The sequence below is a fragment of the Thermonema sp. genome, from assembly GCF_026003375.1.
Taxonomy (GTDB): Bacteria; Bacteroidota; Bacteroidia; order Cytophagales; family Thermonemataceae; genus Thermonema; species Thermonema rossianum.
In genome coordinates this window covers 537,248-549,038 of the sequence record NZ_BPHD01000003.1, presented here as the reverse complement: position 1 = coordinate 549,038, position 11,791 = coordinate 537,248, and the positions used below count along the sequence as shown (strand labels likewise).

Below are 11,791 nucleotides of genomic sequence, written 5' to 3'. Positions count from 1 at the left end.
TTGGCAATAATGCAAAAAGATTTTTATTTTGGAATAGGTTGAAGCCCCATGCCCTTATGCTTACGCTCTCTTCTTTGCTAAAATGCAGTGCCCGGGCTTACCATATCAGCCGCCACGGGCAAGCCTGTCATATATACGAATGGCTACAAAGCCACAACGGTGCCTGCTCAGCCTTGTTTTGCGCGCGGGTGTTGCCACGCATAGCACGTAGCGCGCAGGAAGCATTAGGCGTTTTTGCGGATATACATGCCCATTTTCCGCTGCCCGGCTTCCGCAAGCAGCAGCACCCACCCCGCAACAGCCATGCGTATTTTCAGTGGGGCAAAGCCATTTTTCACGCTTACATACGCTACTATTCTTCCACGCCGCCCTTGCCTCATGCCTTTGCTTTCGGCTTTGAAGCCGGCGACTGGCGTGCTTCGCTGGGTTTTCTTGCTTTCTTGGAAGAGCACCACAAGCATATCGCCCCTAAGGCAAGGGAAGAGCAGGCAGCAGCCCTGCAGCGCCGTTTGGGCAACCGCATCACACAATTGCAATCGCTGCTGCCCTTTCTGCCTCATGTTCCCTATCACTCTCTTTATGAAAACATGGCAAAAAGCCGGCAGCCCGGTGCCACTGCCCTGTGCCCGCATGCACTGATTGCAGAGTGGGAAAAAATTTATCAAGATGTGTTTCTTTCAGAACCGTTTGCCTTATGATACTACGCTTACCACAGAGCGCCACTGCCCGCATCGCCTACCCTTTCCGGCTAATTGCCTATAGTCTGGCATTTGTTTTATGCCTTATCAACTTTGAACAATATGTACAGGTGCACAAAACACAGCTCTACTTTTTAATAGGCTTTTCTTTGCTTTACCCGCACCTTATCCATTGGCTTTTTGCCTACCTGGAGCAGCACGTATGGTGGCGGCAGCACTTTCTCTTGCCCGATGCCGTGTTGCTGGGCTATACACTTCATGTGTTTGGTTTGCCGCCGGTCATTTCCATTACACTCAACGCCATGCTATTTGGCAGCCATGTTGCACTGCGTGGGTGGCGCCACAGCCCGGTCCTCCTCCTTGCCGAAATGGCAGGCTTTGGGGCTACCGTGCTCATCGAGGGGGGGCATTGGTACCTTAGCCCGCCCAACTATTTAAATACCGTCATATGTTCCATGGTCATGGCTTTTTATTGCCTTGCCTTCGGTTATGAAGCCTATCGTCAGTCTTCTTCACTCAAAAAAGCACGGATAGCCATTGAGCAGCAAGCACATATGTTGCAGCAGCAAAAAGAAGAGCTGGAAGAACTCCACCACAAAAAAGTACAATTGATGCAGATTATCGCACACGACATGAAGACCCCCTTGCACAATATTATGGGCTTATTGGATGTGATGCGCCTGAGCGGCGGTTTCAACCAACAGCAAACCGAGGCTTATGAGCGCATCCTTAAGGTAGTGGAACAGCAAAGAGAACGTATTGATAAAATACTAAGCGAGCGCGCCCGGCAAACGGGACAAATAGAAATGCAAATCGAGCGGCTGCCCGTCAATGAGCTGCTGCACGAGTGTTTGGAACTGCAGCTTCCTTCGCTCAAGCGAAAGCAACTGCGCCCCTTTGTGAGCTTCGATAAACGCCCCCTGCATATTCGCGCCGACAAAAAGCTGCTCATGGAAGTGATGGAAAACCTGCTTTCCAATGCCATCAAGTATTCGCCACCGGGCAAGTGCATAGAGCTCAACAGCTATGCCGAAGGCGGCCAGGTCATCATAGGCGTCCGCGATGAGGGACCGGGCATTCCCGAAAAAGAGCAAAGCCATTTGTTCAAACGCTTTCAAACCCTCAGCCCCCGCCCCACTCAAGGCGAAGACAGCAGCGGGCTGGGCTTGTTCATTGCCAAGCAGCTTACCGAACAAATGGGCGGGCACCTGACCTTCAAAAGCCAAGAAGGCAAAGGAAGCACTTTTTATTTGTTTTTTCCTGAAGCGTAGTTTTTTCGAAAATTTTGTATATTTTGGCTAAAAGGGAATTGACTAAAATTTTTACGGACATGAATACCAAAGCTTCTGTAGAAACCATTCAACTGGCATTGTCTGACGAAGCTGTGCTGCGTTGCAAACACATTTTACGCGAACTATATCCGCATATACCACAGGAAGACGACGCTTTTTTGTTTGCAATCCGGAAGTTGCAGGTAGAGGGCTATAACCTCGCTTATATCGAAAAAGAGGGCATTGCCGCTTCTTTGGTAGGATTTCGCGTAGGCGAAAACTTGGCATGGGGCAAGTATATTTTCATTGATGAACTTGCGACGGCAAAGAAGTACCGTCATCAGGGGCTGGCATCTGCCATTATCGACTGGCTGGTAGATTATGCCAAAACAAAAAAATGCAGCAAGATATTTCTTGACTTCGTAATGGTGGACGATAGAGCCAAAGCATGGGCAAAACAAAAAGGATTTAAAGAATACAGCACCCGCTATGCCATCACCTTGTAAACCGTATTTTTTTGCCGTGGCTTGGCTCCTGCTTTTCTGCTTGGGGCAGCCGCCGGGCGCAGTGGCTCAAGAGGTGCATCCGGCCATGCTCTTCCACGATGTGCAGGTGCTTGCCCACGACAACATGCAGGGCAGAAAAACAGGCACCGAAGGCAACCGCCAAGCACGGGCTTATATTGTTCGCCGTTTAAAAGAAATCGGGCTGCAGGGCTTTGCGCCCAACTATAGCCATACATTCAACTACCCACAGGGCGAAGGCGTCAACCTGGTGGCATACATCAAGGGGCAAAGTGAAAAGTACATTGTAGTGAGTGCCCACTACGACCATCTGGGCGTGCAGGAAGGGCAGGTATTCAATGGCGCCGATGACAATGCCTCCGGGGTGGCTGCTGCCCTGCAGCTGGCTATCGTCCTGAACCAACAAAGCTCACTGCGCTATTCGTGGTTGTTTGTGTTCTTCGATGCCGAAGAAGCCGGCCTGTTGGGTGCTTGGGCTTTTGTCAACAAGCCACCTGTGCCACTAAAAAACATCGTGCTCAATCTCAATTTCGACATGCTGAGCCGCAGCAGCCGCCACGAATTGTATGTATGCGGTACTGCTCATTACCCCAAATTGCGTCCGCTGGTGGAGCGCTGTGTGCCCCCACCGGGGCTGCGCATTGCCTTTGGGCACGACACCCCCAAGCTGGGCACCCAAGACTGGACCAACGCCTCTGACCATTATGCCTTTCACCAAAAGGGCATCCCGTTCCTTTATTTCGGCGTAGAAGACCACCCCGACTACCACCGCCCCACCGATGATTACGAAAAAATAGACCGGGACTTTTATTTGAAGGTAGTAAAGTATTTGGCTCAACTTGCCCTGCTCATCGACAAGCAGCTGTAGACACTCAGGGGGCCGGGGGCTCGGTAAACACATGGCAAGGAATATGATGAGCGGCGCAAGCTGCTTCAAGCTGCTTGAGGCGGGGCGTGTGCCGGTGCTTTTCTTTTATCAGGCGCAGATAAACGCCCTTTATGCGCCGGGGATAGTGTTTCACCAAATAGGCATATATGGAGGGGTCTTGTTGCCCGCTATCGCCTATCAACACAAAAGGCAGCCGGTACATTTCCAAAAGGTGTTCAATGGTCGTGCGTTTGTGCGAATGCTTTTTTTGAAAGAGCGTCTTCCAGTGGTGCACACGCTCGCGTAACAACAAGCAGCCGTCAGGGAAATGGTTGATTTTTAGAAAGTCGTGAATCAAGTCAAACAAATTCCACTCACTGTTGGATACATAAAAAAACAAAGGCGGGGCAGCCTCGCGCCTTATTAAGGAAGCATAAAATGCCTGCATGCCGGGGACGGCTTTCCGTCTGTGTGTGTCATAAAACAGGAGGTATTGCAGACGCTTCCACCAACGGGTGGCATGTGTTTTCAGTACGGTGTCGTCTACGTCCGACACCACAATATAGGGCGTATGTTCCCGGGGTTTATGCAACGGTATTTGTATATACACACGGTGGGCTTCCATTCCCAAACGAACAGAAGATGGCATGAAGCCGCTTGCTTCTACTTCAAAGCTAAAACTTCCGTCTTGGTCCGTGGTGTGCACATGGCGGCGGTCCTGTTCATAAAGGACCACGGGCACATGCTCAATGCCTCTTGCCAAATAGCGGCGCAACAACAAACGCAAAGGACGCCAAAAAGAAGAGGACTGCCGGGCAGAGGTTTCACTACACTCCACCACATGTCCTTTTACACAAATTTTCGTATTATTAGCATACGCAACGCAAGCCTGAAAACAGGGATGCGGACGTATTTTCAATATTTTCCTTAGTAAAGCCGGTAACATATATGTCTCACGAATTGAAACGTTTTTTGTTTGTGGTCAATCCCATTTCGGGGGGGCGTGACAAAAGCACTTTTTTGCAACACCTTCCCCAATGGGCGCAAAACCATAACTATGAATTACATATTTACAAAACGACCGGCAATAACGACCGGCAAAGTATAGAAGAAACAATAAAAAAAGAAAAACCACAAGTGGTGGTAGCGGTGGGCGGCGACGGCACCTGCAAATTGGTAGCCGAAAGCCTGCAAGGAAGCGATGCGGTGCTGGGCATCATCCCCTTTGGTTCTGCCAATGGTTTGGCCACCTCATTGCGTATTCCTACCGACCCGCAAGCAGCCCTGCAAGCCCTGCCGCAAATGCAAGTTTACAAACTGGATGCCTTGTATGTAAACAAATCACTGACTTTGCACCTTGCCGACATAGGCTTCAATGCCAAGGTCATTCACCGTTTTCAGGAAGAAGAAGTGCGCGGATGGTGGGGATATTTCAAACTCTATTTGCAAGAGCGGCGCTCGCTTACCCCTTTCAAAATACGCTTTCACCTGCCGCACGCCCAAGAGCGCAAGTGGTTTAGCAAAAAAGCCTATATCTTGGTCATTGCCAACATGCAACGCTATGGAACCGGGGCGCTCATCAACCCTGTGGGGCGTGCCAACGACGGCAAGTTTGAGCTGGTGGTCATCCGTCCCATTCAGTGGTGGCGCCTGTTGCTGGCACTGCCTCTGTTCTTTTCGGACAAACACCTGCAAAGGGGGCTAAGCAAGATATGGCAAACCGATTATGCCGAGCTTTATTTAAAAAAAGCCGAAGAGCTGCAGGTGGACGGCGAACCCATGGGCAAGCATAAAAAGGTGGTTGTGCGTCTGAAAAAACAAGCGATTCCCATTCTCTGCCCCCAAGAGCAAACAAACAACGGACTTTCATTGTTTTCTTAGCAAACACAAGAGACAAGCCCATGCTTTATCGCCTAATTATCAGTAGCTTTTTGCTGATGAGCATCCTGACCGCCTGTGGCCAAAGCCCTCAACAAAACCCAAAAGAAACCTCACAAAAAAGTATAGCCATGGACAAGCCCAAACACTCCCTCCCCACTTCCGAAGAAGAGTGGCGCCGGATACTTACCCCCGAACAATACCGGGTACTGCGCCAAAAAGGCACCGAGCCGCCGTTCAGCGGCAAATTCTATAAACACAAAGAAAAAGGCACCTATGTGTGTGCAGCCTGTGGCAACGAACTGTTTCCCTCCGGCACCAAATACGACTCCGGTTGCGGCTGGCCTGCCTTTTACGACGCCCTTCCCGGCGCTGTTGTCTTTCAAGATGACTACAGCCACGGCATGTACCGCATAGAAGTGCTGTGTGCACGCTGCAAGAGTCATTTAGGGCACATTTTCGACGATGGCCCGGCACCTACGGGTAAGCGCTACTGCATCAACTCGGTGGCAATGGACTTCAAAAAAGAAGAAGATGATGCAAACAAGTCTTCTGAATAAGAAAAACCAAATGCTTCTTGTGGCTTGGCGGGATGAGATTGAGATTTCTCACCTCACTGCGTGAGGTGAGAAATGACAAATAGCTTTTTCTTCTTCTAAAAAGTATCCTTTTCTAACACTCTCCCCTTTGTCATTTCGAGCGTAGTGAGAAATCTCTTTTGCCTCTTACAACTTGGTTTGACGGCAATCTCACTCGCTTCACTCGTTCGAAATAACAAGCTGTGTGAAGTTCAAAACGACAACCGGCACCAATATCATTACACACCCTGTTTTTTGGATAACACACTCAAAACAAAAAGCCCCTCGCGATGAGGGGCTTTGCTATCTACTACATTGGCAGTTTCTACACATCAGGGGAATAAGCCCATCATTTGATAGCTCAAGGCTACCTTGTTGATACCGTTGAAGAAAGCAGCCGTGCGGTAGTCGGTAATACCGGGCACGGTCAGCAAGGTTTCGCGCATTTCGTGGAAAGCCTCAATCATGGTGTCTTCCAATCCGGAATGCACCAGGGTTTTTTCATCGGCGCCCTGAATAAGCATGGCTTTTTCCTCGGGTGTCAAGCTTCTGCCGGTCAGTTTTTCTATGGTGCTTACTATCATCGAATATTTGCGTTCTTCGGCACGCTTGGCCATACGACCGAAACGCACGTTGGCCAGGTTTTTCAGCCATTCGAAATAAGACACGGTTACCCCGCCGGCATTCAGCCACAAGTCAGGCAGAATGACCACGCCTTTTTGATGCAAAATTTCTTCGCCTTCACGTGTCACAGGACCGTTGGCTGCCTCGGCTACTACTTTTGCCTTGATACGCGGTGCGTTTTCAGCATGGATTTGGTTTTCCAAAGCCGCCGGTATCAAAATGTCGCATTCCATTTCAAGCAATGCTTCGGGCTCGTCGTAGTGCTCTACCTCAGGATACTGCGTGATGAGGTTTCCATCTTTTCTAAATTGAAACACGTCATCTACATCCAGTCCTTTTTTGGAATAGATGCCCCCTTCCCGCTCGGCAATACCTACAATGATGGCACCCGCTTCTTGGCAGAATTTGGCTGCGTGATAGCCCACATTCCCCAAGCCTTGCACAATAATGCGCTTGCCCTCTATGCCACGGCTCAAGCCCAGCTTGGCCACCTCTTCTTCTATATCAAGGAATTCACGAATACCAAAAAATACCCCCAAGCCGGTGGCTTCCGTGCGTCCGCGAATACCGCCTGCCCCTATGGGTTTACCGGTTACACAACCTTGGGCGTCGGTATCGCCGTGTTTAAAAGCCAGATAGGTGTCCATAATCCAAGCCATCTCGCGGCTACCGGTACCGTAGTCCGGCGCAGGCACATCCAAAGAAGGACCAATCAGGTTTTTGCGAATCAGTTCGGCAGCAAAACGGCGGGTGATTTTTTCCAATGCTTTTTCGCTATACTTGGTAGGGCTGATTTTTACACCGCCTTTGGCACCTCCAAAAGGCACATTGACCACCGCACACTTAAAGGTCATCAAGGTAGCCAGTGCCTTCACCTCGTCTTCCGATACATAACTGCTGTAGCGGATGCCGCCTTTGGTTGGCAATTTATGGTGGCTATGCTGCACACGAATACCTTCTATTACCTCTACTTTTCCGTCGATTTCTACGGGAAACATCACCTTATACACACTATTGGCGACGCGGATTTGTTGAATCAAACCCTTGTCCCATTTGGTATGACGCGCTGCCTTGTCGAAATAGTACAGCACGTCGTTCATAAACTTGGTGCCCTGATCTGCTATCTTGTTCATAGACAATTGGGTTTTAAAATAGATGGAATCTCCGTGCAAAGTTTGTAAAAAATAAAGATACAATAGCAATTTTTTGTAAAAAACATTCAAAAGAACGGCTCGTCACTTGTTAACAGGCTAACTTTTTTCTATCTTACAGAGAAATAAGCTATTCCTGCCTTGCTGCCTTAGTTTATTTGCTCCTTTGCATCTTGCTTCATCGTTATCTTTTCCTTCACATTAGTTGCCATAGCAACTAAATTACTTCCTATATTTGCACACTACAAACATCCACTTTAAAATTTTTCTTATGAGCACCTCATTGATTCAATTATCCACTGAAGAAAAAGCCGCCGTAAAAGAAGTATGGGTTCAGCTGCTCGTACACAAAAAAGAATGGGGCTTGCGCTTTTATGAGCGTTTGTTTGCCCTTCATCCTCACATGCAGTCTTTGTTTAAAGGCAATGTGGAAGAGCAAGGGCAGAAGTTGGTGAACGTGCTCACGCTGGTTGCCTCCAAGCTGGACAAGCTCGAGCTGATTCGCCAAGAGGTCAAAGCATTGGCCGAACGCCACAAGCAATACAACGTAAAGCCGGAGTACTACCTGCCCTTCATCAACCTGTTGCTGTCGGTATTGGCCGAAGCCATGGGCGACAAATGGACCGAGACCACGGACCAAGCCATGCGAAAGATTATGTTTGTTATGATGGAAGCGGTCATTGAGCACATGATGCACTCCGAATCGGCATACAAAGAGGCGGTGGAAAGTGCCCGCCAGTTCCTGAGGATTGCCGGTTGAGCATGTCGCCGTTGACCGGTATCATTGTTTGCTCTTTTGAAAAGCATTAGTGTTGCGTACGCTACAAATGTCTAATTTTCAAAAACTAACATCATGGCTACCAACCAAATATCACTCACACCGGAAGAAAAAGCCGCCGTAAAAGAAGTATGGGTTCAGCTGCTCGTACACAAAAAAGAATGGGGCTTGCGCTTTTATGAGCGTTTGTTTGCCCTTCATCCTCACATGCAATACCTGTTCAAAGGTAACATGGAACATCAAGGGCAAAAACTGGTCAATGTGCTGACATTGATTATCAGCAAACTGGATAAGATTCACAATATCCGGGAAGAGGTCAAAGCATTGGCCGAACGCCACAAGCAATACAACGTAAAGCCGGAGTACTACCTGCCCTTCATCAACCTGTTGCTGTCGGTATTGGCCGAAGCCATGGGCGACAAATGGACCGAGACCACGGACCAAGCCATGCGAAAGGTCATGTTTATTATTATGGAAGCGGTCATTGAGCACATGAGCAGCGGCAGCGACTATCAACAAGCCGTAGAGAATGCCAAGCAGGTATTAAAAGTAGCGAGTTGAGTGCCCCACGGACTTTCCTCAAACAATTGCTTTGACAATTTCATTTTTTCCCTAAATTAGTGTCAGGGAAAAGTTATTGATGCACTATGAAACCTGCCTTATATTTTATTTTGGGGCTATGCCTATGCTTTCAAGCCTACGCACAAACCACACCTCACACAAGCGACAGCCTGTATAAGCTTATACAGGAAAAAGAACAAAGGCAGGAATACCGGGAAGCACTTCGCTATGCCAAAAAAAAGATTGCCATACAAGACAGCCTTTTGAATGCCACCCGGCAGGCACAGCAAGAGATGGAAGAAGCCGTGGACAAAGAAAAGCAGGCTATGCGCCTGGGACTGGTCTTGATGATCGTGCTGCTGCTGGTGTTGCTTTTATTTTTCATACAGTATCAGAAAATAAAAGCAGGTCTGGAAAAGAGCAAAAGAGAGCTTGAAAATAAAAAATTTGAGCTCGAACGCTCCGAAAATGCTTTAATTCAGCAAAATCTGCGGTTGAGCCAACTCAGCGACGAGCGCAACCAAATTGCCAAAATGGTCAGTAAAGACCTGCGCATGCCTTTCAACCGCATTATTTCTCTGGTTGACCTGCTTCGTTTAGACGAAGGCTATGACCGCCTCACGCCCAACCAAAAAGAATACATTCAAAATATATTGCAAGTAGCAATGGACGGGCTGAACACCCTGCAAAACCTCATAGACATTCGAGACATAGAGAAATACAAGGAAGAGATCCGGGTAGAAACTTTTAATGTGGTAGAGCTGCTCGACGAGCTGCTGCGCTCTTTTCGCAACTATGCCTATGCCAAAGAGCAAGTCATACAAATAGAGCGTAACCGGGAAGAAATAGAGATGCGCAGCGACTCTTTTTTGGTGCGGCGTATCATTGCCCAATTGTTATCCAATGCCATTAAGTTCTCGCCCAAACATTCCGAAATATTTGTGCGCCTTCTGGACCATGGCGACGAGGTCATCATAGAAGTAGAAGATGAGGGCCCCGGCATTTGTAAAGAAGACCGCGAGCGCCTCTTTCAAAGCGGCGAACCCGGTATGTTTAAAAATAAACCGACCGGCGCCGAGTCATCGCCCGGTATGGGGCTCATTATTTGCAAACAACTGGTAGAAGCCCTGTATGGTAGTATTGAATGTGAGAGCGAAGAAGGCATGGGGACGCTCTTCCGTGTTCGCTTGCCCAAAAACTATCACCGTAAAGTGAAGGAGCTGAAAGAGCAAGCTCAAGCATAAGCAACTTACCGGCGCTTCCGGTACAAACAAACATTTCCCCGGCACTCCACCGGCTCCCATGCCCCGCTGTTAAAAACAGCCTCATAATCCCGCCCCAGTAGGCGGAATTCATTCCAACTGCTTTTGTTTTTTAACAGCCACACGGAGCGGCACGCTTGCAAGGTGGTATCGTCAACGAGCATCAAATCATAGAGGGTGGGCGCATCTTTTCGAAAAGCAAAATAAAAATCACCGCCCGTAGCCAAGCGGTTATCGCTCACCAAACAGTCTTCTTGTTTACCCTTTGAAAAATACTTTTGAATCAAATACTTCTCATCCCGGTAAGTACCCTGTGTTTGCGCCTTATAGGCAGCGTACATTGGATGAATAAGCCCCAAGACTATCAAGCCCGGCAACAGCAGGCGGCGCGGTATGCCCCCCCCCGGGACGCCCCCCCACAAAATACTGCCTTTCAGGAAATACACTCCGGCCAAAGGCACATTGCCTTCGTAAAAGCACCACACCGAAGCCGCCCATAACAAACACCCCCACACTGCCAAAGCCTTTTTATTTAAAGAAAAAAAATTGCGCCCTATGACGGCTGCTGCCAAAGGCACCAATGGCAAGACCATACGGGCATGTAATGTGATAGGATTATAATAACGAAAAGAAGTCGTAAAGAACCAGAACATTCCCAGCATGCTCAAAAAGACAACACCCCATACAGACAAGCGCCGCCCGCTGCGCCAACTTGCTATCAGAGCAACCATGGCACCGGAAAAGCCCACCCACATATCCGCGCCCACAAACATCAACAAAGGCTGGTAGGTAATGCGGCGCAAAGTGTAAATCCATGGCTTGTCATAGTAACTAAAGGCGCCATAGTTTGGGCTATGCTCTGCTTGAATATGCCAAAAGCGATACAAAGGATGCCCAAATGCCCAAGCATAACAGGCAAAATATAGCACCAATAACAAGCCGCCGGCGAAGCCCAACATTTGCCAGAAAGCAAGATATTGCTTGCGGCGCATATCTTGAATGAAAAACAGCAGCAGCGCAGGCATCATCCATATGACGGTTTCTTTGGTCAGGAAAGCAGCAAACAGCGCTAAAGCAGCCCACAGCCCGGCTACACGCCCACAATGGCGCTTATCCAATGCCATGCAGGCCGCCACTACCCAAAGCATCAGGACAGTATCGGGATACAGCTTGGCTGCGAAATGGAACACGTAATAATCGGTTATCAAAAACAGTGTGGCTACCCACCCCCAATCATAAAAACACCAAAACAAGATAAGCACCAGAAGCACACATAAGACCGGGTAAGCCACGGCGGTCCATTCGTTCACGCCCCCCCAAGCAACAAAAAGCGATACGGGGGCATAGAGCCCCAAACGGTGATCCATAACATGACGCAACTGCCAACCGCCCCGCAGCAGTTCTACCGCCTTGCGCAGGTAATAAACATCATCGTAAAAATAGAAGCCATCGAAGCTTGCCCACAACAAAAGCAGCCAAAACAGCAGGATGCCCACGCTTACTGTTTTTTCGCGAGACAAGCCGGCAGATACATCAAGCCTTTTCATGTGTTTTTCGTAATTTGCAGGCTCAAAATAGCCAAAGCACTGAATATTTTA

The 11,791-nt window shown here is 48.8% G+C and carries 12 protein-coding genes; 9 read left to right on the top strand and 3 right to left on the bottom strand.

All coding sequences use genetic code 11. From position 1 onward, the window contains the following. The first annotated feature begins 56 nt into the window (after positions 1–56). The 4 genes from QVE43_RS12080 to QVE43_RS12065 are packed head-to-tail and all read left to right on the top strand — an operon-like array spanning position 57 to position 3,361. On the top strand, positions 57–698 hold the full coding sequence (locus QVE43_RS12080; protein WP_288007499.1) for a hypothetical protein: 642 nt from the start codon (positions 57–59) through the stop codon (positions 696–698). Next, the gene (locus QVE43_RS12075) at positions 695–1,969 is read left to right on the top strand and encodes an ATP-binding protein (protein WP_288007496.1); all 1,275 of its coding nucleotides are present in this window, start codon (positions 695–697) and stop codon (positions 1,967–1,969) included. Before QVE43_RS12080 ends, QVE43_RS12075 begins: the two co-directional genes overlap by 4 nt. A 59-nt stretch (positions 1,970–2,028) precedes the next feature. After that, positions 2,029–2,475: a GNAT family N-acetyltransferase gene (locus tag QVE43_RS12070; RefSeq protein WP_051633180.1), complete on the top strand. Its 447-nt coding sequence runs from the start codon at positions 2,029–2,031 to the stop codon at positions 2,473–2,475. A 16-nt stretch (positions 2,476–2,491) separates the two neighbouring features. Further along, positions 2,492–3,361, top strand: coding sequence for a M28 family peptidase (locus QVE43_RS12065; RefSeq protein WP_288007494.1), 870 nt, complete (start codon positions 2,492–2,494; stop codon positions 3,359–3,361). A 4-nt stretch (positions 3,362–3,365) separates the two neighbouring features. On the opposite strand, the gene QVE43_RS12060 is transcribed toward QVE43_RS12065, so the two are convergent. Then, positions 3,366–4,199: a phosphatase domain-containing protein gene (locus tag QVE43_RS12060; protein ID WP_288007492.1), complete on the bottom strand. Its 834-nt coding sequence runs from the start codon at positions 4,197–4,199 to the stop codon at positions 3,366–3,368. A 110-nt stretch (positions 4,200–4,309) separates the two neighbouring features. On the opposite strand from QVE43_RS12060, the gene QVE43_RS12055 reads away from it, so the two are divergent. Both QVE43_RS12055 and msrB read left to right on the top strand, forming a co-directional pair. Next, complete coding sequence (locus QVE43_RS12055; protein WP_288007490.1) at positions 4,310–5,242, top strand: diacylglycerol kinase family protein; 933 nt, start codon at positions 4,310–4,312, stop codon at positions 5,240–5,242. Between the two features lie 20 nt (positions 5,243–5,262). Beyond that, positions 5,263–5,799 (top strand): peptide-methionine (R)-S-oxide reductase MsrB, encoded by a 537-nt coding sequence (gene msrB / locus QVE43_RS12050; protein ID WP_288007488.1) that lies wholly within the window; start codon positions 5,263–5,265, stop codon positions 5,797–5,799. Positions 5,800–6,149: 350 nt separating this feature from the next. Here the strand turns inward: msrB and QVE43_RS12045 are convergent, their stop codons facing one another. Continuing rightward, positions 6,150–7,574 carry a Glu/Leu/Phe/Val dehydrogenase gene (locus tag QVE43_RS12045; protein WP_288007487.1) on the bottom strand — a complete coding sequence of 475 codons (1,425 nt, stop codon included), beginning with the start codon at positions 7,572–7,574 and terminating at the stop codon, positions 6,150–6,152. Positions 7,575–7,863: 289 nt separating this feature from the next. On the opposite strand from QVE43_RS12045, the gene QVE43_RS12040 reads away from it, so the two are divergent. The 3 genes from QVE43_RS12040 to QVE43_RS12030 all read left to right on the top strand — a co-directional run bounded on the left by QVE43_RS12040 (position 7,864) and on the right by QVE43_RS12030 (position 10,175). Next, on the top strand, positions 7,864–8,352 hold the full coding sequence (locus QVE43_RS12040) for a globin domain-containing protein (protein ID WP_288007485.1): 489 nt from the start codon (positions 7,864–7,866) through the stop codon (positions 8,350–8,352). Between the two features lie 93 nt (positions 8,353–8,445). After that, on the top strand, positions 8,446–8,931 hold the full coding sequence (locus QVE43_RS12035; RefSeq protein WP_288007483.1) for a globin domain-containing protein: 486 nt from the start codon (positions 8,446–8,448) through the stop codon (positions 8,929–8,931). Positions 8,932–9,017: 86 nt separating this feature from the next. Next, positions 9,018–10,175, top strand: coding sequence for a sensor histidine kinase KdpD (locus tag QVE43_RS12030; RefSeq protein ID WP_288007482.1), 1,158 nt, complete (start codon positions 9,018–9,020; stop codon positions 10,173–10,175). 5 nt (positions 10,176–10,180) lie between these two features. On the opposite strand, the gene QVE43_RS12025 is transcribed toward QVE43_RS12030, so the two are convergent. Then, complete coding sequence (locus QVE43_RS12025) at positions 10,181–11,740, bottom strand: hypothetical protein (RefSeq protein ID WP_288007481.1); 1,560 nt, start codon at positions 11,738–11,740, stop codon at positions 10,181–10,183. Positions 11,741–11,791: the final 51 nt, after the last annotated feature.